Here is a 23,343-nt window from a genome sequence, read left to right on the forward strand (position 1 = left end):
TTCTTTTTACTTTTGCTTTTTCAATACGAACGGCCATACTGCTGATGCGCCGTACTTTCTCAGCTTCTCTGCAAGCAATTTCGAATGTACTTCATTTTGGGCAAGTGCGATAATACAGCCACCATTGCCTCCACCTGTTAATTTCGCACCTAAAGCTCCTTCTTTTCGAGCAAAATAAATTAATCTGTTCAACCCAGCATCACTCACACCAAGTGCTTCCAATTCCTTTTGCGCTTCATTTAATAATTGCCCAAGGAAATGTTTACCAGCCCGTTCCAGTGCATGCTTTGCTTGATGGGTTAATTCACCAATTCGATCCATTTTTCGCTGAATTCGCTTCGGTGCTGACTTGAGCAGCCTCGCAACAGACTCTACAGATGTACGTGTATCACCAACTCTTCCTGAGTCCGCGACAATAAAATGGAAATCCTCTCCAAGGTCAATGTAATCAATTGGATTTTCCTTCTTATACCATACTGGAGAACGAGATGTAATCGTAAGCGTATCCAGACCACTTGGAGCTCCATGTGCATAGGTTTCTGCTACATTTGCAAGCTCTAATAGCTCGCCGTCTGTACATTCTCTATCAGCAAAGTCAAATAGAGACCGAATCACAGATATTGCAACAGATGCACTTGACCCTAATCCTTTTCCGGGTGGAATAGAGGAGTTAATGCGAATCAGCAGGTCTTTGCAAGGAATCTCTAAGTACTCTAACGTCGCATCCACACACTGTACGATTCCTTGTAAGGATTCCGGAGCTAAATGTAATGGACCGTGATAAAAAGAACTATCCATTTTAACCGCCCCTGGTACACGTTCAATTACTGTTTCAACACCAATTAAAGGAAATGGAATCGCAATTGCGGGCTGTCCGTGCACAACCGCATGCTCTCCAATCAAAATTAGCTTACTATGAGCTATACCAATAGCTGTTTTTTCTGAAGTTGTTACTTTTTCTGCACTCATTTTGTATACTGTTCCACCAATTCTTTAGCTTTTCCGACACGGATTTGTTTTTGTTCAACTAGTTGTTCTGCAATGATATCAATCATCTCCCCAGTAGCTCCTGCTGCAATTGCAACAGAGCGAGAGTGTAAAGCCATATGGCCCTTTTGGATACCATCTGTAGCTAATGCCTTCAAAGCTCCGAGATTTTGCGCCAAACCAACTGCTACAATTACTTGAGCGAGCTCTTTGGCTGATTCAATATGCATCATAGATAATGAAAGCTTTGCTAATGGATGCACTCGCGTTGCTCCACCGACCGTTCCAATAGCCATTGGTAATTCAATTTCTCCAACCAAATTACCCGCTTCATCCTTTGACCAGGTTGTCATGGAGCCGTAGCTGCCATCCCTTGCAGCGTATGCATGAGCGCCAGCTTCTACGGCTCTCCAATCATTCCCAGTCGCAATAACAACTGGGTCAATTCCATTCATAATACCTTTATTATGCGTAACAGCACGATATGGATCAGATGCTGCAAATTCAAACGCGTGGATTACCCCATCGCGTACTTCCTCCCCAGAAAATTCGCCAGTAGCAAGTAATGAAGGAGGGATAACACATCGCGCTCTTGCTAAGCACTCATCGGCATAATTTGACAAAATTCGTAAATAGACTTTTCCATTCGTTAGTTCTTCGACAATTGGTGCAATTGATTCGACCATCGTATTGATGATATTCGCTCCCATTGCATCACACGTATTGATATACATATGCATAATAAGCATCTGACTATAGACAGAATCTGCTGTTTCATTCAGAATGCGCACATCTATATCCTCAGCTCCGCCACCACGCGCAACAATGCTCGGATATGCTGCATTCGCTGCCTGGATTAGCGTTTCCTTTGCCTGAAGCAATGCTTGCTTTGCAGCTTGAAAATCGGAGCATCCGACCACTTGTATTTGACCAATCATTACGCGTTCCGTTGCTTCCGTTTGGAATCCACCGGCACTTCTGACAATTTTAGCGATATGGCTGGCAGATGCAATAATAGAAGCTTCTTCAACAGCCATTGGTACTATATATTCTTTCCCATTTATAAGAAAATTCAACCCCAACCCTAACGGAAGTTGAAATGTTCCAATCACGTTCTCTATCATCTTATCTGCAGTTTCTGTAGATAGAGGTTCTTTCATATATAGATCATTCCATTCCTCAGGAGAAAAATGGTAATTATCTTTTAAAAGCTCTCGTCGTTGTTCAACAGACATATTATAGAAACCGGGGATTCTGGAAGATTTCATCCTGGATCATCCTTTAATATTGATTATATAAAAAAACAATACTTCATTCGTTACATTTTTCATTGAATAAATTATAACACGATATCGTAGTTTTTTTCATTAGAAGCTACCTGCTTCTGCTGCCAAAAAATGCTACGCCCCAAAAATAAAATCACTGTATCTATTATGTTAAAAATTCACATAAAATGCAAATAAACAAGGTAGTATGCATTTATCACAACGACCTTGTTTATTTTATCTCTGCTGTATATAATCCAATAACGGACAATGTTAAATTGATGAGCCATGAAGGATTCGAACCTTCGACCCTTTGATTAAAAGTCAAATGCTCTACCGACTGAGCTAATGGCTCATGTGGAAAACTAAAATTTGTTCGTTAGAGCTAATCTATAAATAACCCTAAGATGTAAGTTCAAAAGAATAATGAAAAGGACCAAGAAATTCAACATGTCATTTTTACCAGACTATTTGAACAATCCCAAAAGAAAAAAATGGCTGGGCTACTAGGATTCGAACCTAGGGTACACGGGATCAAAACCCGATGCCTTACCGCTTGGCTACAGCCCAACAATACAAATGGTGGAGGGGGGCAGATTCGAACTGCCGAACCCTGAGGGAGCGGATTTACAGTCCGCCGCGTTTAGCCACTTCGCTACCCCTCCATATTATGAACCATTTTTTAAAACTTATACAAGAAATGGTGCCGGCCAGAGGACTTGAACCCCCAACCTACTGATTACAAGTCAGTTGCTCTACCAATTGAGCTAGGCCGGCAAATGGTGGAGGATGCAGGGCTCGAACCTGCGACCCCCTGCTTGTAAGGCAGGTGCTCTCCCAGCTGAGCTAATCCTCCATATTGGTGACCCGTACGGGATTCGAACCCGTGTTACCGCCGTGAAAGGGCGGTGTCTTAACCGCTTGACCAACGGGCCATTCTTTCATATCCATGCAGTTTTTACGACATCTCGTAACTTACCCTGTCGCAAACTGACGAATTTTATTATAACCAGGATTAGAATGTTTGTAAAGGGTAAATTTGATTTTTTTTTTACATTTTTTAATATAAACAGCCTAAAACCTGATTTATCAAGGGTCAACGACCAAGAGTTTAAATATTGCAAACTGATTATCGTACATTTGGAACATATTGTATGGATTTTTATTTTTGTTTCATTACCAGGTCCTAATAGGTTATAATAGAAAAAAGATATTTTGATGGAGGTTTATTATGTCAAGTCTACTACAAGGAAAAAACGTTGTTATAATGGGCGTTGCCAACGAAAGAAGTATTGCTTGGGGAATTACGAAATCACTTCATAACGCTGGAGCAAACCTGATTTTTACGAATAGACAGGAACGCTCACACCAAAAATTAGTTAAACTATTAGAAGAGAATAATATCGAAGCAAAACTTATCGTTTCCTGTGATGTTTCAAGTGACGAAAGTATTCAGGAAGCATTTCAAGAAATCAAAGAAAAAGTGGGCGTTATTCACGGACTTATTCACTCCGTTGCATTCGCAAAACGTGAAGAGTTAAAAGGTGAATATGCTGATACTTCCCGTGATGGATTCTTGTTAGCACAAGAAATTAGTGCTTACTCACTTGTTGCAGTCACAAAAGCAGCAAAAGAATTAATGACCGAGGGCGGAAGCATTGTAACCCAATCATACCTAGGTTCTGAACGCGTTATTCCAAACTACAATGTAATGGGTGTTGCGAAAGCTTCCTTAGAGGCAAGTGTACGTTACCTGGCAGAGGATGTAGGTAAATATGATATCCGCGTTAATGCTATCTCTGCTGGTCCAATTCGTACATTATCAGCTAAAGGTGTATCCGGCTTTAACGAAAAAGCAAATGTAATTGTAGAAAAAGCACCTCTTCGCCGCAATGTAGACCAAGACCAAGTCGGTGACGCAACCTTGTTCTTTATTAGTGATCTTTCACGTGGTGTAACTGGAGAAGTTCTCCATGTGGATTCTGGATTCCATATTATTGGGGGGTAAAATTACTCTTCTTTCTAAAAATAAAATTGTATAACTTTTATACCTTCTTAATTAAATGTAATAAGGCGCTTTGCTATCAGTCCATGATTCAAAGCGTCTTTTTAATTTTAGAGATTCAGCATAGATCTCATTTTAAAAACACTTGCTGAAATAGAGCGATTCAATTGTATGAGGCTTATTGTGAGGAATGATGGTTATTTTAAAGACTCAGATCCACATTGATCACATGATAAAAAAACCTATTAAGCAACAAATTTCTTTAGATGAAGCGAAACCTTTTGCTGCAGTACTCGTACATAATAGAAACAACTAAATTTTCAGGGGGAATTTCTGTGGAAGCAATTACGAAAAAGCGTACAAAAGCAGTTTTTATCGACAGTGTTATTTCAGGCGTCGCGTCAGTCGGTGTCGAATATCTTTTAAAAAAGAAAATTAAAAATGAAGCTTTCCATGCACTCGTTACACCGTCCCTTGTCATGTGGTCTTTGGAATATGCACAGTTAAAAACATGCGGTCAAACACTTGGATATAAAACAATGGGACTCGCCCTTGAAAATAAGGATGGATCTGAGCTAACATGCGGCCAAATCATTAAACGAATGGCTTACCGAGATACATTAAGCACATTTAAATACATGAAGGACCGCAAAGTCTTTGAAGGTGAAAATGGTTCTGTACTGCCCCATGACGAGGTTGCTGGTACAGTGGTTCGAGAGGTTTAATTAAGGTACACCATAAATTTGTAATGATTCCCTAAACGAGGATAAGGCTATGATGCCTTATCCTCGTTTTTTACTTTTGGTAATGAAAATAACCTCAAATCCAGAAAAAATCCGATTAATTTTAAGTAAAGTTTTACTTCATCCTTAACAACTAGTCAGTGTCCAATAAACTCAGCAAATATGCTATAATAGATAAGATGGTCTTCTTTAAATAGAATTCATATTTTAATATTTTTAATAGTACGGAGGGAAAATTATATGAAGAGACATCATGCGATTATTATTTTCTCTTTAGGGGCTTTTTTCTTTGGGCTGAACCCGCTATTTATCAAATTAGGGTTTGCCGCAGGCTGGAGCCTCAGTGAAATTAATGTCATACAAGCAACCATTGCATTGGTCGTTTTTTGGATTATTGGATTGTTTGCCATCAGACACCATCCACATGCACTTAAAAAGCTTTCCTTCAAAACGATACTCTCCCTTATGGTCGCTGGAAGCTTCACCGGCTTAACAAGTGTCCTTTACTATGGCTCTATGCAATATCTGCCAGCATCACTAGCCGTTGTTCTATTATTCCAATTCGTATGGGTTGGAGTATTATTTGAATGGATTATTTACCGCCGGAAACCAAGTGGCAAAACATTGCTCACTGTTGCACTAACATTAGTTGGTGTATTATTTGCAGCAGATGTATTTAACGGTGGGTTAAACGAGATAACACTTATAGGCTTCCTGCTCGGAATCGGCTCTGCATTCACGTATTCCGCTTTTATTATCGTTAGTGGACGTGTAGCAATTGATGTTCCAGCAACAATTCGGTCACCAATTATGGTGACAGGTGCGGCACTATTAATCTTTATACTATTTCCACCACACCTGACATTAAATGCCAATGTTTTAAGCAGTGGAAGCATCTGGATCTATGCAGGAGCGCTTGCTCTATGTGGACTGATTTTAACACCACTCCTGTTTGCCATGTCAACTCCACATCTGCCAGCAAGCTTAGCCACCATCCTTGGTGCAATCGAGCTTCCTGTATCAGTAGTTGTTGCATACCTTGGATTAGCAGAATATGTTGCACCTTCCAGATGGTTTGGTGTTTTGCTGATTATGGCAGCAATCGCGATTGGTGAGATGAGAGGAATTTGGCAGGTGCTCTTGAAACAGAAACGGTATGTACACTAAATACATTAAACCCTCAGGGTGACTGAACCCTAAGGGTTATTTTTTAATTCGCTATGCAATAAAAATAAAATATAAAATAAATAGCAAGCAAAGCACGTACATAATCGGATGTATTTCTTTATTACGCTTTTGCGCAAGGAGCGATAATGGATAAAGAATAAATCCAAAGGCAAGTCCCATCGCCACACTGGAAGTTAGTGGCATCATAATAATCGTCAAAAATGCTGGAATAACAATTTCAATTTTACTCCAGTTAATATTTCGAATATCCATCGCCATTAATGCCCCAACAATAATTAAGGCAGGAGCAGTAACCTCTGTCGTTATGACAGCTAGAATTGGCGAAAAGAATAATGCAATCGCAAAGCATAGTGCAATGATAACCGATGTAAAGCCAGTTCTCCCACCAACCGCAATACCTGAAGAGGATTCTACACTTGTTGCAGGAGTAGAGGTTCCTAGCACCGCCCCGATTGCCCCGGCTGAAGAATCAGCAAGCAGCGCCCTTCCTATTTTCGGAATCTCATTATTCTTCATGATGCCAGCTTGACTCGTAAGTGCAATCAAAGCTCCAGCTGTATCAAAAAAGGCAACAAATAAAAAGGTAAAAATAACTGCCAATACATCCGGTGTAAAAATAGCATCTAAATTCATAAACACAGCACCAAATGTTGGTTCAAGACTCGGAATCGTACCAATAATCGAGGAGGGAATTTTAATTAACCCAACAAGCATTCCGATCATCGTGGTAATCGCCATTCCATAAAAAATTGCCCCATTCACACCACGAACGAGCATTATAATGGTAATAAGAAGACCAACGATAGCTAATGCTGTTCCAGGTAATGTTAAGTCACCAATCGCAACAAACGTATCTGGATTAGCAACAATAATTCCTGCATTTTTAAAGCCGATAAACGCAATAAAAAATCCAATCCCAGCAGCAATCGCATGTTTTAAATCAACCGGTATCGCATTAATGATCTTTTCTCTGATTTTCATCAAGCTTAAAATCATAAAAATAATTCCTGCAATAAAAACGCCAGTCAAAGCTACTTGCCATTCAATCCCCATTCCGATAACAACTGAAAAAGTAAAGAATGAATTCAGCCCCATACTAGGCGCGATCGCAATCGGATAATTCGCAAGTAACCCAATAAGTAATGTACCAATAATTGCAGTAAGCGCAGTAGCTGTAAATACAGCTCCCCGATCCATCCCTGCCTGACTCAGAATAAGCGGATTTACGACTAAAATATAAGATACGGAAAGAAACGTTGTCAGACCGGCGAAAACTTCCTGTTTATATGATGTATTTCTTTCTGTAAAACCAAAAAAGTTTTTCATGATGTGTAGTATCTCCCATTTGCTACCTTTGTATAAAAAAACCTTGGCTTCTTTCCAGCATGCCAAAGTAACAGTAAAAGGTATAGAAATATACATTCCCATCCCTTGTAGACAAGCTATTTATGGTAGCTGGTAGAAACGTCCAAGCCATATTCCTGGACTTATACAAGATGTAGCTATTTGTTTTTGAACAATAGAGAAATGATAACAAGTTGGCGGGTGGTGCGTCAAGGGGGACGGGAGGGTAATCACTGGTATAGAGATTGAACGCGGTAAATTGATACTCACTCTCCCTATTAAAGGTTGATATACTCAGGTCGTTCCTAATTCTTCTATATCTAATTCTGTGAATGAAGATTAACATGAATCAGGAGTCCTCTATATTGCGGATACGGTGTGTTCCGTTCAAATCACGCTTTTCCCCCTCCCTATTTTATATTTGGAAGATGTGGAAACCCTTCAAAAATTGCTTCCATTGAAAAATGAGTACACGGAATATTAGATGACTTTATTATTTCGTTTTACATAAATTGTATTTAAAACATAACAATCCGTTCAGACTTTTAACTTTTTGGTTAATCATTAATACAGTATAGTTCTCCTTGAAAAGATGATTCTATACGTACAAACGAAAAACGAGATAGGATTGTTTGAGAAGTGTTTGATCGCTCGACCGTTCCAACAAATAGGCTTGGAATCCTTTGACGTCTGTGATATAAGATTCGGTGGTTTTTGGAGCTTTTCTTTTCAAAAGGATATCCCTTCAAACACAAAAAGGCTCTCCCTCCAAGGAAGGAAGCCCTTATGCATTTTTGTTATGATTAAGGGAAAACGTCTGTTCCACTACCACGTTTCCTTTTCTGCTATTTTATAGGTTTCTTACAACCTTGTGTAAGTATGTCATAGTTTTGCAAGAAGCTTTCATTCAAGAACAAATAACTTTGTCAAATAGATGACAGCAAAACATAATGCTGCCTATCATAACGAATCCAAAGTTCCTAATTAGAATCCTTTAATCTATTTTTATATACTGCTGTAAACGCCCTAATGGTTAATACAAAGACACCAATCAAGGCAACGAAAGCAGTGATAATTAAATCCATACTTATTCTACCTCCATTCCCAACTAACACTTTTACTTATTACTTTTCATTGCGATAAATCGTCTATACCCCTATTTACTGAACGATAAACTTTCTATCTATTTAGAAATTTTATCATGTTAGTTTCTTAACTGTTGGAAGCAACGTATTCCTGCTCCTCTAAAACTACTGCTCCTCGCTCCTCTAATCTCACAAACCGTATAGCCGCTATGAAATAACTCAATACAGCTACAAACATAAACAGCCCAAACAATCCATTATTATACGCCTGTTCAAAATATAAAATATTCACCAGTGTAAAAATAACTCCTCCAGTTAACCCCACGTAACCAAAGCGATCTGTTTTTCGCAATGTTAGATTCGTTCTTCTATTAGCCAGTGTTACCAACGTAATTGTCAGGATATTAATCGAGCTTCCAATCCAAACTGGGTGTATGTTTAAATAAAATTCCTGTGGATGCCAGCCGCCCAGGTAATACCATAACAGACCACTAGAAAACCCTGTGAACAATGAAGCGACAACAGCTCGCTTTGTTACTACAGGCCAGAATAGCGCAGCTACTACTGGTGCAAACGTTGCACTGTTTCGTATCGTCCAAGCAAATACATTCCACCATGCGGATTGCTCTGTTCGCAATAAGCCAAAAGCAATCATCAGACCAGTTAAAAGCAGCAGCGAGATTTTCGTATATTTAATAAGCTGATCTCCTGTTGCATTTGGTTTAATCGCACTTCCTACATCACGCCCAAGACTTGTCGCACCTGAGAACTGACATGGACCACCCCACCCAAGTGCACAGCCCCATACACCAAGGAAAAACAAACCTACCAATGGAGCAGGCAATACTTCCATCAGATACTGCGGAATCGCAATAAGTCCAGTGGATGCATTCGGCACAACGGTAGCAGCAGATATTCCGAAGATAACTCCACCGACTATAAATGGAATCGCCATGAATCCTGCCATGACAAGTCCTTTTTGACCCTCTTCTGGCGAGCGGGAGGACAATGCCATTTGGAAAGCAGCCTGAGCCAGAATGACGTTTACTAGAAAAGTACCAAACCAAACGACAATCACTTGCAGACCGACACTTCCAAAGTTAAACATTTCTGGACGGTCCATGTTCAATGCAGCTAAACCTGAAAATCCTGGATTGATGAAAAAAGCAATAAGTCCAATCACGATCATTAATCCGAATGCAAACATGTTCATCGTTTGTGTAAAAGCAATGGACCACATGCCCCCAGCTTGCAGATAGATAAAAAGTAAAATAGCAGTAAACGCAACGGATAAGCTTAATGAAATACCTGTAAACACATGAAATGCTGAAGCAAATGCGATTGCAGTGGCAACAGACCACATTGGAAATGCGAATGCTGTTATGGCTCCCGATAAGCCTTTTGCCGTTCTTCCATATGTATCTCCTATCAGGCCAGAAACTGTTACAAGCATCTTTTTCCGGAAAGAACGTATAATCAACAAAGCAATAATAAATATTTGAACCATTTCCGCTACTCCATACCAGATTGCGGAAATACCTGTTAAATAGGATAATTCCAGAATAGAAATGAATGTGGATCCTGAAAATAACCCAGTTATACAAAACGCAACAATCCATTTATTAAAATTCCGATTTCCAACAAAATAACTATCTTTCTTTGTCACACGCCTTTTAGCAATTTGTCCTGCAGTAATTAGTGCAAATGTATATCCTAATGCCAGTATAATTGTCCATACACCATATTCTGTCACAATCAGTCACTCCCTTAATATTTAAATCACCTTATTACAAACCACCAATATTCAATTACAAAGCCAAAACAAAAACCCCCTTCCATAAGAAGAGGGTAGATAAATTCAGGGCACCTCTTCTTATCTTTCAGACCAGTGTCTGATGGAATTGGCACAGTACTCATAAATTGAGCCCGCTGCCGAGGTATCAAAGGGCCATGTCCCTCCACCTCTCTTGATAAGAAGTTCAACTATTCAATTGTATTAAAATTACACCTTAATAACGGAAAAGTCAATATTATTTTAAAATAACATTTACTCAACTCTCTATCATTCGATTGTCACATTACTAAGTAAAGGAAGCTGCTAGATAAAATCCATTTATTTCGCTAATGTTAAAAAAGCAGACCTTTTTACAGGTGCGTTGGTTAAGATAATGACTCGTATTCAGCAGAAAGTTGTAACTATCCTTTCGACAAATGTCTCCCTGAAAATGCAGTTAAACACAGCAGTGGGGATTAATGTCACTTCATTTACAAAGGAAGCAATAACCACCAATAAATTAATAAACATTAGCACCGTTTGCTATCAGTATATTACTTTAAGCGTCAGCATTCTGCACAATTTCATGCATAATGAACAATTTATCCAATTCCAATTTGTTACTTTTCATACTATAGTAATGAATTAAACTTTATGAAAGAGAGGGTAGTTGTATGAAATTATATGTAGACCCAGGCCATGGTGGATCAGATACAGGAGCAAGGGGCAATGGAATAAATGAAAAAGATATTGTTTTAGATATTGCTCTTCGAATTCGTAACATTTTACTAGCTGATTATGAAGATGTTGAAGTACAAATGAGCCGTACAAATGATAGCAGTAAGAGTCTAGAACAGCGAACAAATGAAGCAAATTCTTGGGGAGCTGATTATTACTTGTCTATTCATTGCAATGCCTCTAACGGCTCTGCTAATGGATATGAAGACTATATTCACAGTAGTTTATCCGATTCTTCACAGACTGCTGCATACCGAGCTAGTTTGCATACAGAGATAACTAAAATAAACAGTCTAACAAATCGCGGAAAGAAAAAAGCAAATTTCCATGTTTTACGTGAAACATCAATGCCAGCACTCTTAACAGAAAATGGATTTATTGATAACACACATGACGCAAATTTAATGAAACAATCTTCATGGCGCGAAAATGTTGCACTAGGTCATGTGAACGGCTTAGCGAAAGCGTTTGATCTTCAGAGAAAGGAAAATGATTCTGAAGCCATTTATAAAGTAATAGCTGGTTCCTTCCAATCAAGAGAAAACGCAGATAAAAGAGTAGCTTACTTGGATTCACATTGTATCGAGTCATTTGTTACAACCATTACAGTTTCTGGTGAGCAATGGTACCGTGTTCAAGCTGGTGCTTTTTCGAACCAAAAAAATGCGGAGAGTCGATTGAACGAGGTCAAAAATGCAGGAATTGAAGATGCCTTCATTATTACTGAAAACGAAGAAGATACTTCTGGTTATTCTATATTAGGACAGATTTTTCTAACATCAGAACTAATGGATCAGTGTGTTAAAGATATCCATCCACATGCTATTGAGCTAGGAATCTATTATTTAACCTTTGGAAACTACTATGGAATTAGAGGAGATATCGCCTTTGCCCAGGCAATGCATGAAACAGACTTTTTGCGATTTACTGGTGTTGTACAGTCTGAACAAAACAACTTTTGTGGATTAGGAGCTACTGGGCCAGATAATCCTGGTGCAAGTTTCGATACACCAAGAGAAGGTGTGCTCGCTCATATCCAGCATTTATTTGCATATGCATCCACTGATCCATTACCAGATAAATATCCACTAGTTGACCCTCGCTTTAACATGATGACTAGAGGATCTGCTCAAAGCTGGATTGCATTAAACGGAAAATGGGCAGTCCCCGGAGATAATTACGGGCAAAATATTTTAAATATATATGGGAGAATGATTCAATTTACACTCCAAAAATTAGAAGAAATACTTCAAGATATACAAGAATAATATAGTTATCCACTTTTTTAAGTTTTTATACTATTAAACTACTCTCCTTTCTGACAATTTACGTAGCATAACGTAAATCATGAAAGGAGAAACGTTACCTGTTAAATTGCTCGCACTCTTCTTCGAGTTACTTTGTTATAGGACCTCAAACCTTAGGTTTTTCCCACCAATTGCCTTCAGCTACTGATGTCATGGTACTTAATTAGATCAGATTTTCACCAACTAGCATTTAAAAGTATGCTGGTTACGCAGTAAAATAAAAAATCATCCGAACTAATTCTCCAGTTAGAATTCGAACTGGTTCGGATGATTTTTTATAAGCTTCATTAGGATTTAATTATTCACCTTTAGGGATGAAGACTTCTTTATCCTTGTATAAATCCGGTCACTCTACCGATACATCACGCAAAAATGGGAAACTGCTTGGAAACTGATAAAACCCATTCACTTCATCCCTCAAACCAGCTAGCAATACAGAATGGTAAAGCGGCACGATCGGAGCTTCATCCACAATAATTTGCTGTGCCTCGCTATATAGTTGCAGTCTTGCCCCTTCCTCTCCTTCTTGTCTTGCTTCTTCCAGTAATGCATCTACCTCATCATTTGCATAGAAAGACCTGTTTCCTGGATTCCCGGCATTAGCTGAATGGAACATTGGGTATAACCCGTAATCCGCATCCAAGGTTACAGTTCCCCAGCTTCCGATAAACATATCGACACCACCATTACCTGTCACTTCTAAATAAGTTCCTACTTCAGTCATTTCAATATCAATATCGACACCTATTTTCTTTAGCTCTGCTTGAATAACCTGCGCAATATCTGATGTATTTGTATCATAGGTCATCATTGTAGCATTGAAACCATCCTCATAGCCCGCTTCCTTTAATAGTTCCTTTGCTTCAGCAACATTATAATCAATCGGATCTACCTCTTCATCATACCCAAACACGGTCGGGGCAAGTGGCCCTTTTGCTGGTAAGGCAACGCCATTTAGCACCCCTTCGGTAATTTCTTCTTTATTAATTGCTTTTGCAATTGCCTGTCTTACTCTAGGATCTGAAAATGGCTCTTTTTCTATATTAAACCCAAGATAGGACATACTTGCACTGTCTGATTGTTTAACGTGTGTACCTTCATTCGTATCCACTTCATCAATATTGCTTGTATTTACAGGATAAATGATATCCGAATCACCCGTTTGCAGCTCTGCAATCCGTGTTAAATCTTCTGGCACAAATTTAAAGGTTACTGAATCTACACCGGCTTGCTCTCCCCAATAGTCTTCATTCTTTACAACTTTAATTTGTTCACCGCTTGTTCGCTCATCATATTTGAAATATCCAGTACCAATTGGGTTCTCATTAACTGCTGCAAACGGTTCTGCCCCATTGGCGATTGCTTCATTATCTTTTTCAATCGCTTCAAGACTGATCATATGACCGCCTGGATGTGCCAAATGAGATGGCAATGCTGAAAAAGGATATTTTGTATGGATATGAACCGTATATTCGTCAATTACGTCGACCGAATCTATCATATCGAATAAAAAGGCGAGAGGTGAGCCCATGTCGGGATCGAGAACGCGATCCAGGTTCGCTTTTACCACTTCCGCGTTAAATGCGCTTTCATCATGGAAATTAACATCTTTTCTAAGCTTTGCTTCCCAGACAGTACCTTCAATTTGTTCAAGACTTTCAGCTAAGGCTGGTTGAATCTCCAAGTTTGTATTTTGTTCAACCAGCGTATCATAGATGGCATTCATCACATATAAGGAGTTATCATCATTTGCAGCATGCGGATCCAGCGATACTGGTTCAGAAGCTAATCCAACTGTCAGATCCTTTTGTTCCTCTGTATTCTCTGTTTCATCTGCTCCGTCACCAGCACAAGCAGTTATAACCAATAAACCTGAAATAAGTAAAATAAATAGTAATGCTTTTTTCAATTGAACCACTCCTAGTGATTATATTTTATTAGATTGATTATAATCTACACTTCTAGTTGTCCCCAATCATAATTTATTCCGTTACTCCCCAATATAAAACACATTTCAATTTTTCTCTTAAGATAACCCCCTGCTTAATATTATAATTCCTATTTGTTAACTGCGAATTTAAGCATATAATATCATACCACTCCAGGTTATTTACCACAAATTAATTAGCTTGTATGATTTGATACTTATAAAAAGCTGCTGACATCTCTGCCAGCAGCCAAGCTCTGTCGTTATCAGTCATTCACACGATCTTTTAAACTCTCATCATCCCGAAGCTTCCATAGCTTACCAGGCCAGAAAGCAAAACGCCCAAGGACGGTGGTAATAGCAGGAACAAGCAGTGGTCTGACGATAAACGTATCAAGCAATATTCCGATTGCAGTAATCGTACCGAAATGTACAAGAACCTGCAAAGGCATTACAGCTAATACGGAAAACGTACCAGCTAAAATTAGTCCAGCTGAACTGATTACACTGCCTGTTTCTGCAACACTTTTGGAAATAGCTTGCTTCAACGGCATTTCTTTTCGATTGCTCCATAGACTAGAAACAAGGAATATGTTGTAGTCTATACCCAAAGCAACCGAAAAGACGAACACATAGAGCGGAATTAATCCTTGAATTTCTGTGACTCCAAAAATATGATGGAGGACAATCCAGCCTAAACCGAGCGCAGACAAATACGAAATAATAACAGTTGATAATAGGTAGACCATTGCCACAATAGACCTTAGAAAAATCACAAGCAATACTGCAATAATAAGCAGAAGAGCAGGTATAATTAACCCTTGATCCCGATTGGTTATCTGGTCTGTATCGTATAATGTCGCAGTTTCCCCTCCCAGCCATACCAAGTCATCTGCATTGGATACACCAGCATCGCTTAGTGCATTCACTGCGATAGTCTGAAGCTCTGGAATGCTTTCTACTGCATCCGTGGAGTATGGGTCAATCGCAAGTGTCACTTGCCATTCTTGCATATCCTTATTTTCCGATCCTTCCACAGGTTCATCAACTATTTCAACATAAGGATGGTCTGCCAATTCCTCATGCAATGAAACATCCGCTCCATTTGTATCGACGATCACACTAACAGGGGCAATTTCGCCTGGAGGGTAATGGTCTGCAATTAATGTAAATCCTTCCCGTGATGGCATATCCTCCGGGAAAGAATCTAATAAAGCATACGTATATTGCATTTTTGGTACAAAAACAGCCAGTCCGCCGAGAATAATGACACTGACAAGAATAATCGTCCATGGCTTTTCTGTAACTACTTTTCCAATCTTTTTCCCAAACCGATGACTTGGCTTTGGCCGACGCAGTTTTTTGCCCTTTTTCTCTTCTATCTCCTGAATCATTTCTTCAGGACGTGGGATAAATGGAATAAAAGCAAAACGTCCGAGCAAGGCCAAAATTGCAGGAAGTACAGTCAATGCTGCGATTCCCATAATAAATATTGATAAGCTAAAAGGTACCGCAAAACGATCATAGGATTCGTAATATGCCAATCCAAGTGACAGCAGGCCTAAAACAGTTGTCAGGGAGCTCATCATAATGGCACCGCCTGTACCGCTGATTGCACGTTTTAATGCAATATGTTTATCCCGTTCGTGTCGCAATTCGTCTCGATAACGTGAAATGATAAATAAACAATAATCTGTTCCAGCCCCGAATAAGAGAACCGTCATAATCGATATTGCTTGCCCGTCAACAACTATCCAGCCTTTATCCGCAAAAAAGCCAAGCAGTGGACTTATGATTCCATAGGCAATCCCGACTGCAACGAGCGGAACAAGTGCCAAAATTGGTGAACGATACAATAAAATAAGTAAGATAAATACAATCAATACTGTTGCAATTAACAAAGTAAAGTCTGCATTGCTGAATAAGGAGACTGTATCAGTCTGAATTCCGACAGGTCCGGAGAAACGCGCGTGCAGTCCAGAATCTCCTAATTCATTTTCCAGCACTTCACTGCCGAATATATCCTTTATTTTAACTCCCAGTTGATCGAGAGCTGTTTGTAATTCCTTTGTTGCTGCAGCTTCATCAAAAAAGACCGGGGTTGTCAATGCTTCCCCGTCTTCAGAGGCACTTCCTTTTATTGCTTCAACAGGAGCATCCTGAAACGGCGGGATAAATGTTTGATGGTTAACCGGTTCATCATTTAGATCCTGATAAAGAGATTGAATCATCTCATAATCGGAATCACTTAGTCCTCCATTACGATGCCAAACTAAAAGCAATGGCGTTCCAGCATCATTAGAAAATTCTTCATTTGTAATTTTACCAGCCTCAACAGACATCGTATCTTCTGGCAATAATTGTGTATCTGAGGTTTCCCGATCGTTGACTTGCGGCCAAATATATGAAAATATCCCAATCAATAAGACCCAAATAAACAAGGTCGCCCAACGAGTTTTGGTATTTGCAACAATACCGCCCCAATTTTTCAAAAGACCTTTCACGAATCTCATCCTTTCTGGTGCATTTAAAATCATGTACCTTGTAATTATATATACTAGTCGGTTAATTAATCAAGTCTTATTTAAATTATGGTATAATAAGGACAGTAGTTTAAAGAATTTGGAGTGGGATTCATGATGCAACGCAAACATCGAACATTAGGTAGACCTCGTAAAGAACAGGATGGAACATCAACGAAGGATACGATCTTACATATCGCAACCGCTATGTTTTTAGAAAAAGGTTATCCATTAGTATCCATGGACGATGTTGCCCAACAATGTGATGTCACAAAAGCAACAGTTTATTACTATTACAAAACAAAGGCAGACCTTTTCACGGATGCGATGGTTCAATTAATGACTCGCATTCAAGAGCGAATTGTAGCAATTCTTTCAACCGATGAGCCATTGAAAAAGCAGTTATTTCAGTTTGCCAAAGGCCATTTACAAGCGACAGTGGATATTGATATTAATTCATTTATGAAGGAAGCAAAGACTTCTTTATCAGAGGAGCAGCTGCAATTGATGCAGGAAGCGGAGCAAAAAATGTATGACGAGTTGGAACATGCATTAAAAAAAGCAATGGACAAGGGAGAAATTCCCGGGAGCAATCCACGCTTAGGTGCTCTTCTATTTGTATCCATGGTGACAACCGGAAACAATATGAATAGTGCATTTAAAAATTCATTCACATCGCTGGATGATTTAGTAAATCAGATTGTAGACTTTTATTGGGATGGATTGGCTAATCAAAGCTAGCAACGTCATCGATAGGATCGTATATAAAAAATTGCTATTAACTTCTTCAACAAGTTGATAGCAATTTTTTAATGACAAACGACTTCCAGTGGATTATGGTAATCTCAACATTTATGCACCGCTATAACTATGCGAAACTGGTAAACAAACATACAGGAGAGAGGAAGAACAAAAACTTACAACATTACAATTGTATCTTCTTAATCAAAGAAACAAATGAACCCATCCTCCAAGAACTGTATCTTGTCTACCTTTTTTATTATATATCATTCTTAGCAATATCTACTCTTTCTGACCGTACATAATCGCCTGTATCTGCGTTGTAAACTTCAATGATTGCATAGCCACCATAGGTCATAGTAGGCTCTTCAGCTAAATAAACAAACTGTCGTATTTCTAATGGGAATTGGGCTCCACTATTACCTGTTATTAAAGTATCAATTGTACTATTCAATGCAAGAGCCGCAATGACAGCACCAGCAGTCCATGAAATATATCCAATCCCTGCAGAAGTTATCGTTACACATTACTTGCACAGCCTCTTCTTTATCTAATCCGATAAACCACTTCCAACTACTGCTGGGATGGGAATAGTATGACTACGCCATACCACGGAGCATGAAAAAACAACGCTATTCTTAAAGGAAAATAGTGTTGTTTTTTCATGTAAAGCCATTTATTTGGGCTCATCTTATAATCTCTTTAGCTCCTAAAATGCTGTATCAATTCATTCAATTCCTCGGCTAATTTAGCGAGTTCGTCTGAACTTAGTGCAACTTCTTCCATTGAACTGCTAATCTGTTGCGAAGATGCCGAGGTTTGCTCAACACCTGCCGCAGATTCTTCAGATATTGCTGCAATTTCCTGGATAGAAGTATTCATGTTTTCACTCGTATCAGAGATAGCAGATAACTTATCAGAAATCGTTTTAATATCATTGACCATTTGCTTAACGGATGTACTTATCGTTTGGAATGTATGTCTCGTTACCTTTATTTGGCTTGTTCCTTGTTGAACTTCTTTATATCCATCACGTAAAGAGTTCGTAACCTGACTTGTTTCCCTCTGAATATTTTCGACGATATCTGTAATCCCCGTTACGGATGATCCAACTTGTTCGGCAAGCTTTCTGACCTCATCCGCAACAACTGCAAAGCCTTTTCCGCTTTCTCCAGCACGGGCAGCCTCAATTGCGGCATTCAGAGCTAATAAATTCGTCTGATCAGCGATATCTTTAATAACAGAAACTAGATCTGAGATTTTCTGAGATTGTGAATCTAAGTTTTCTACTTTCTGAACAGAATCATAAATAATGCTATCAATCGTTTCCATTTGTTCCGTTGATTTTTCCATTAAGTTTCTGCCTTCATTGGTATGATTTAATATCTGATTAGAAGATTCATACACCTGATTGCTGTTTGTATATGCTTGATCCGTATCTGTTCTGAAAGTTGCCATCAAGAAAGAAAGGTCACTTGTTGTATTTGCTTGTGACTCTGAACCAGACGCTAGCTCTTGCATTGTAGTTGCCACTTGTTCAGATCCAGTCTTCACATCATTTGCAGACTGCGTTAATTCCTCACTTTTACTGCTGACCGTTTCAGATACATTTTTTATTTTCATTACAAGTTCTCGCAGTGTTTCATTCGTCTTATTTGTAGAGCTTACCAATTGACCTATTTCATCATCTGACTTAGCTTGCAGTTCTGTTTTCCTTAAATCACCTAATTCTAAATTCTTCATAACCTTAGTAATTTGAGGTATATCTTTTAACATATGTTTTAAGAGAACAATTACTACTACAACAAGAATTAAACAGGCAATGCTAAAAAACAAGATCATCATCAATGTAAACGTCTCAAGTTCGCTTAAAGCTTCTTCTTCTGGTAAGGCTGTACCAATAGACCAGCCTGTTGTATGTACTGGTGAATACCCAATATATTCTAAACTATCATCTATTTGGGCTAATTGAAGACCTGTCTCGCCTGCGATCATTTTATTGCCTATATTCCCTAATTCACCAGACATAGATTGCAGCTGTTCTTCAAGGATTAATGTTTCATCCGGATGATATAATACCGTTCCGTCGCTGGATATTAAGAAGGAATATCCGCTCTCACCCATTTTATAAGATTGCATAAACTCTGGTAACTGATCCATAAATATATCAATTGCAACAATACCGACTGTATCGCCATTTTCCTTAATTGGCTTCATTGCACTTAAGATCATTTTTCCAAAGACCTCATCCATGTACGGTTCCGTGAAATAAACATCATCCTCTGCTATAGCAGCTTCATACCAAGGTCTGCTTGCTATATCAAAGCTAGAATCAGATAAAACATCATTACTGCCGATTAAAAAATTAGATTTATTGCTGGCAACCCATGCCATTGCAATCGAATCATCTATCTCAACAACTTCATTAAGCGACTGCAATACTCCTTCATAATAATCATTTTCTAAAGCTTCGTCTCTGGAATCAGTTGTATTCAAGTATCTGCCAATCTCCTGATTTGTAACCATTTGTCGCACAATCGTTGTTTTTTCCTTGAACATGCTATCCACCTGCGAAGCGATTGCATCACTTTTAGTCGATAAATCAGTTTCAACATTTTCAACTAATAATGTCTTTGTATACATGTGTATTAAAAACCCCGTTGCAGAAAATACGATAAATATCGCTATAAAAAGTGCTGCAGCTACTTTTGTTGATATGTTTTGGCGCACCCAATTAAATCCTATCGATCTTTTTTTCTTTTCCTTTGCCCCCACTATAAATTCCTTCTTTCTTGTATTTTGCTGATGCTGCTCGTTGAGATATGACCCGGTAATAGTTTCGGTGCTTCGCATAGTTCAAATTTAATATCCATACCCTTATTGAATTTCATCATGAAAGGAACTCTACTTCTTAGATATTTACTAATTTAAAGTAAAGCTCTTTTTAGATTGCTAATTTATTTGTTCCGTAATCATATCTGATACCCAATTGGATAATCTATGTATTTCCACATTAATTCTCCATTTGATAATATCTAATCCAATTATACCATTAGTTAACTTTATTGGTACTTAAGAACTACATTTTTATATTATCAATTTTATTTCGCTAATTAGATCATATTGTAGTCGGATTTTCCAGAGGAGTATTTATAGAGATGGCAGAAATTCTCGAAGAAAAAGATAAAATGCCCCATACATGATATGTAGAATCGTATATGGGGCATTACTATCAATTCATATTTTATTTTTAATTTTTGCCGTCTCGATCCCAGAATCTAGCCATACGTATTGCTTCTATAAATTGCTGACTGTTATCAATGACAATACCACTCTGACCGGAAATTTCCAAATCCTCCAGGATAGCTGCTCCATCTTTTATGGCACCGATTGGTTTATAATGCAGAAGAGCTTCCTTGATAAAGTAAGGTGCTTCAAAACTGAATAATGGTGTTTTGCCATTTTGGTTTGTAATCAGGACAGCATCGAATAAAACAGAGTCAGCGGTCATCAATGTATGGTCAACTGGAAGTTCTGTATTGTCACTACCTTGGATAGTACCCTGATGATCACTTACAACCTCGGCGTTTATGCCAGCTTCCTTTAATTTATCCAACATTGCAGATAAATCCTCAGGATAATCGTCCGCTGCAATGACAGCTACCTTCCGTGTATCTGTCTTCTTCACAGTGTTCTCTTGGCTTAGGGCTGGTGAAGACTTTGTATACGTTATTTCCTTCTTCGCCGGAACTGGCAAGCCAAGATTTTCTGCAATTGCGGTTACCAGCTCATGACTGACATTCGAGAACATTTCTATAACTTGCTTACGTACAGATACTTCCTTACATTTTCCAAGTTCAAAACTGAATGCATTAATAATATGCTGTTTTTCGACATCGCTCATGCTATTCCAAAATAAAATGGCTTGAGAAAAATGATCTTTAAAGTTTTCACTGCGTGCACGGACTTTACGGCCTTCGACCTTTTCCTGGTAATGGCTGTATCCTCCCTCACCCTCACTAACCGGTTGTGGTGTATTTTGGGCAAGAGAATTTTTATGGTAGCTCACATAACTTGTATTGATTGTTTGGCGCCCATAGCCATCACGCTGGTTGTTGTGGACCTCGGGAACCGACCTATTAATCGGAAGTTCATGGAAATTCGGCCCTCCAAGACGAATCAGCTGTGTATCCGTATAAGAGAAAAGGCGCGTCTGTAAAAGCGGATCATTACTAAAGTCGATTCCAGGAACTACATGGCCAGGATGAAAAGCGACTTGCTCCGTTTCAGCAAAGTAATTATCCACATTTTGATTCAGCGTCATTTTGCCGACAATTTGGACGGGTACCTCCTCTTCTGGCCAAAGCTTCGTAGCATCCAGTATATCAAAATCGAATTTAAATTCATCTTCTTCATTAATTATTTGCACGCCAAGCTCAAAGACAGGATAATCGCCATTTTCAATTGCTTCATATAAATCACGGCGATGAAAATCTGGATCCTTGCCGCTTAGCTTTTGAGCTTCATCCCACACAACAGAATGTACACCAAGCACTGGTTTCCAGTGGAATTTAACAAAGAAGGCTTGTCCTTTTTCATTGACTAAGCGATAAGTATGTACGCCAAACCCTTCCATCATCCGGAAGCTTCTTGGAATAGCACGATCCGACATATGCCACATAACCATATGTGCAGTTTCCTGATTATTCGCCACAAAGTCCCAAAATGTATCGTGGGCTGACTGGGCCTGTGGGATTTCGTTATGAGGTTCTGGTTTAACTGCATGGATAAAGTCTGGAAATTTAATACCATCCTGAATAAAGAAAACAGGCATATTATTTCCTACCAAATCATAATTTCCTTCTTCCGTATAGAATTTTGTCGCAAACCCGCGTACATCACGTGCTAAATCTCCAGATCCGCGAGAACCTGCGACTGTAGAAAAACGAACAAATACTGGAGTTTTCTTTCCGGGATCATTTAAGAATTTAGCCTTTGTATAAGGAGCTAGTGATTCATAGACTTCAAATTCACCATGTGCTGCAAACCCTCTTGCGTGAACGACACGTTCAGGAATCCGTTCGTGGTCAAAGTGAGTCATTTTTTCACGAAAATGAAAATCCTCTAATAATGTAGGTCCTCGCTCTCCTGCTTTCAATGAAAACTCATCTTCCGACATTTTCAACCCTTGATTGGTTGTCAGTGCTTCACCTTCATCTTTTACCCGGAACTGATCAAGCTGTTGATGCTTTTCATTACCCTTTTCTTTGCTCATAATTCTCCTCCTTTACTCGTTCTCTTCCCCTTGTGTTTTAAAATAAACGGATACTATTTAAATTTTTCCAAGAAAAAAAGCACTATTCCTAATCATTTAGGAATAGTGCTATCTTATTTTGATCAATAAGCTTCCAACAGGATTTGAACCTGCGACCCCTTCCTTACCATGGAAGTGCTCTACCTGCTGAGCTATGGAAGCAATTGGCTCCACAGGTAGGATTCGAACCTACGACCGATCGGTTAACAGCCGATTGCTCTACCACTGAGCTACTGTGGAATAGTCTTATGTAAAAAATTCAGGATATGAAAAAAGCAGCCTGGCGGCGTCCTACTCTTGCAGGGACAAAGTCCCAACTACCATCGGCGCTGAAGAGCTTAACTTCTGTGTTCGGTATGGGAACAGGTGTGGCCTCCTCGCTATTGCTACCAGACAACTTCAT

Annotated in this window: 14 protein-coding genes, 8 tRNA genes, 1 rRNA gene and 2 riboswitches; of the genes, 5 read left to right on the forward strand and 18 right to left on the reverse strand. The window is 38.9% G+C overall.

What is annotated here, in order from left to right:
• Nucleotides 1-6: 6 nt before the first annotated feature.
• From mvk to NSQ77_RS09060, 8 genes are all read right to left on the reverse strand, one after another.
• Nucleotides 7-969: a mevalonate kinase gene (gene mvk, locus NSQ77_RS09025; RefSeq protein WP_339230445.1), complete on the reverse strand. Its 963-nt coding sequence runs from the start codon at nt 967-969 to the stop codon at nt 7-9.
• Nucleotides 966-2,255 (reverse strand): hydroxymethylglutaryl-CoA reductase, degradative, encoded by a 1,290-nt coding sequence (locus tag NSQ77_RS09030; RefSeq protein WP_339230447.1) that lies wholly within the window; start codon nt 2,253-2,255, stop codon nt 966-968. Before NSQ77_RS09030 ends, mvk begins: the two co-directional genes overlap by 4 nt.
• A 279-nt stretch (nt 2,256-2,534) precedes the next feature.
• Nucleotides 2,535-2,607, reverse strand: a tRNA-Lys gene (locus NSQ77_RS09035).
• Nucleotides 2,608-2,747: 140 nt separating this feature from the next.
• Nucleotides 2,748-2,822: transfer RNA gene (locus tag NSQ77_RS09040), tRNA-Gln, on the reverse strand.
• A 10-nt stretch (nt 2,823-2,832) separates the two neighbouring features.
• Nucleotides 2,833-2,917 (reverse strand) — tRNA-Tyr (locus NSQ77_RS09045).
• 36 nt (nt 2,918-2,953) lie between these two features.
• Nucleotides 2,954-3,029 (reverse strand) — tRNA-Thr (locus tag NSQ77_RS09050).
• A gap of 3 nt (nt 3,030-3,032) precedes the next feature.
• A tRNA-Val gene (locus NSQ77_RS09055) sits at nt 3,033-3,108 on the reverse strand.
• A 4-nt stretch (nt 3,109-3,112) separates the two neighbouring features.
• Nucleotides 3,113-3,187: transfer RNA gene (locus NSQ77_RS09060), tRNA-Glu, on the reverse strand.
• 296 nt (nt 3,188-3,483) lie between these two features.
• Here NSQ77_RS09060 and fabI point away from each other — a divergent pair.
• The 3 genes from fabI (at nt 3,484) to NSQ77_RS09075 (ending at nt 6,167) form a co-directional block, all read left to right on the forward strand.
• On the forward strand, nt 3,484-4,260 hold the full coding sequence (gene fabI, locus NSQ77_RS09065) for an enoyl-ACP reductase FabI (RefSeq protein WP_339230449.1): 777 nt from the start codon (nt 3,484-3,486) through the stop codon (nt 4,258-4,260).
• Between the two features lie 332 nt (nt 4,261-4,592).
• On the forward strand, nt 4,593-4,982 hold the full coding sequence (locus NSQ77_RS09070) for an RDD family protein (RefSeq protein WP_339230451.1): 390 nt from the start codon (nt 4,593-4,595) through the stop codon (nt 4,980-4,982).
• 258 nt (nt 4,983-5,240) lie between these two features.
• Nucleotides 5,241-6,167 carry a DMT family transporter gene (locus NSQ77_RS09075; RefSeq protein ID WP_339230453.1) on the forward strand — a complete coding sequence of 309 codons (927 nt, stop codon included), beginning with the start codon at nt 5,241-5,243 and terminating at the stop codon, nt 6,165-6,167.
• 51 nt (nt 6,168-6,218) lie between these two features.
• On the opposite strand, the gene NSQ77_RS09080 is transcribed toward NSQ77_RS09075, so the two are convergent.
• Nucleotides 6,219-7,514: an NCS2 family permease gene (locus NSQ77_RS09080; protein WP_339230455.1), complete on the reverse strand. Its 1,296-nt coding sequence runs from the start codon at nt 7,512-7,514 to the stop codon at nt 6,219-6,221.
• A gap of 88 nt (nt 7,515-7,602) precedes the next feature.
• Nucleotides 7,603-7,703, reverse strand: a riboswitch (purine riboswitch).
• Nucleotides 7,704-8,744: 1,041 nt separating this feature from the next.
• A complete protein-coding gene (locus NSQ77_RS09085; protein ID WP_339230457.1) occupies nt 8,745-10,370 on the reverse strand; it encodes a sodium:solute symporter family protein in 1,626 nt (541 codons plus the stop codon).
• A 117-nt stretch (nt 10,371-10,487) separates the two neighbouring features.
• A riboswitch (SAM riboswitch) is annotated at nt 10,488-10,594 on the reverse strand.
• 471 nt (nt 10,595-11,065) lie between these two features.
• On the opposite strand from NSQ77_RS09085, the gene NSQ77_RS09090 reads away from it, so the two are divergent.
• Entirely contained in the window at nt 11,066-12,397 is a 1,332-nt protein-coding gene (locus NSQ77_RS09090) for an N-acetylmuramoyl-L-alanine amidase (RefSeq protein ID WP_339230458.1), read from the forward strand.
• A 385-nt stretch (nt 12,398-12,782) separates the two neighbouring features.
• Here NSQ77_RS09090 and NSQ77_RS09095 read toward each other — a convergent pair whose 3' ends face one another.
• Entirely contained in the window at nt 12,783-14,345 is a 1,563-nt protein-coding gene (locus tag NSQ77_RS09095; RefSeq protein WP_339230459.1) for a glutathione ABC transporter substrate-binding protein, read from the reverse strand.
• 284 nt (nt 14,346-14,629) lie between these two features.
• Nucleotides 14,630-16,867 carry an MMPL family transporter gene (locus tag NSQ77_RS09100; RefSeq protein WP_339230460.1) on the reverse strand — a complete coding sequence of 746 codons (2,238 nt, stop codon included), beginning with the start codon at nt 16,865-16,867 and terminating at the stop codon, nt 14,630-14,632.
• 135 nt (nt 16,868-17,002) lie between these two features.
• Here NSQ77_RS09100 and NSQ77_RS09105 point away from each other — a divergent pair, with 135 nt between their 5' ends.
• On the forward strand, nt 17,003-17,626 hold the full coding sequence (locus NSQ77_RS09105) for a TetR/AcrR family transcriptional regulator (protein ID WP_339230976.1): 624 nt from the start codon (nt 17,003-17,005) through the stop codon (nt 17,624-17,626).
• Between the two features lie 259 nt (nt 17,627-17,885).
• Here the strand turns inward: NSQ77_RS09105 and NSQ77_RS09110 are convergent, their stop codons facing one another.
• From NSQ77_RS09110 to rrf, 6 genes are all read right to left on the reverse strand, one after another.
• Entirely contained in the window at nt 17,886-18,080 is a 195-nt protein-coding gene (locus tag NSQ77_RS09110) for a hypothetical protein (RefSeq protein ID WP_339230462.1), read from the reverse strand.
• Nucleotides 18,081-18,328: 248 nt separating this feature from the next.
• Nucleotides 18,329-20,401, reverse strand: a complete 2,073-nt coding sequence (locus NSQ77_RS09115) for a methyl-accepting chemotaxis protein (protein WP_339230464.1) — start codon at nt 20,399-20,401, stop codon at nt 18,329-18,331.
• 475 nt (nt 20,402-20,876) lie between these two features.
• Nucleotides 20,877-22,901: a catalase gene (locus NSQ77_RS09120; protein WP_339230466.1), complete on the reverse strand. Its 2,025-nt coding sequence runs from the start codon at nt 22,899-22,901 to the stop codon at nt 20,877-20,879.
• A gap of 128 nt (nt 22,902-23,029) precedes the next feature.
• A tRNA-Thr gene (locus NSQ77_RS09125) sits at nt 23,030-23,102 on the reverse strand.
• A 3-nt stretch (nt 23,103-23,105) separates the two neighbouring features.
• Nucleotides 23,106-23,180, reverse strand: a tRNA-Asn gene (locus tag NSQ77_RS09130).
• Between the two features lie 38 nt (nt 23,181-23,218).
• Nucleotides 23,219-23,334 (reverse strand): 5S ribosomal RNA (gene rrf, locus NSQ77_RS09135).
• Between the last annotated feature and the right edge of the window lie 9 nt (nt 23,335-23,343).

This window comes from Oceanobacillus sp. FSL K6-2867 (assembly GCF_037963145.1).
Taxonomy (GTDB): Bacteria; Bacillota; Bacilli; order Bacillales; family Amphibacillaceae; genus Oceanobacillus.

Coding starts and splice junctions, on each gene's coding strand:
- mvk (WP_339230445.1), bottom strand. CDS start 969: ATGAGTGCAGAAAAAGTAACAACTTCAGAAAAAACAGCTATTGGTATA.
- NSQ77_RS09030 (WP_339230447.1), bottom strand. CDS start 2,255: ATGAAATCTTCCAGAATCCCCGGTTTCTATAATATGTCTGTTGAACAA.
- fabI (WP_339230449.1), top strand. CDS start 3,484: ATGTCAAGTCTACTACAAGGAAAAAACGTTGTTATAATGGGCGTTGCC.
- NSQ77_RS09075 (WP_339230453.1), top strand. CDS start 5,241: ATGAAGAGACATCATGCGATTATTATTTTCTCTTTAGGGGCTTTTTTC.
- NSQ77_RS09080 (WP_339230455.1), bottom strand. CDS start 7,514: ATGAAAAACTTTTTTGGTTTTACAGAAAGAAATACATCATATAAACAG.
- NSQ77_RS09090 (WP_339230458.1), top strand. CDS start 11,066: ATGAAATTATATGTAGACCCAGGCCATGGTGGATCAGATACAGGAGCA.
- NSQ77_RS09105 (WP_339230976.1), top strand. CDS start 17,003: ATGCAACGCAAACATCGAACATTAGGTAGACCTCGTAAAGAACAGGAT.
- NSQ77_RS09120 (WP_339230466.1), bottom strand. CDS start 22,901: ATGAGCAAAGAAAAGGGTAATGAAAAGCATCAACAGCTTGATCAGTTC.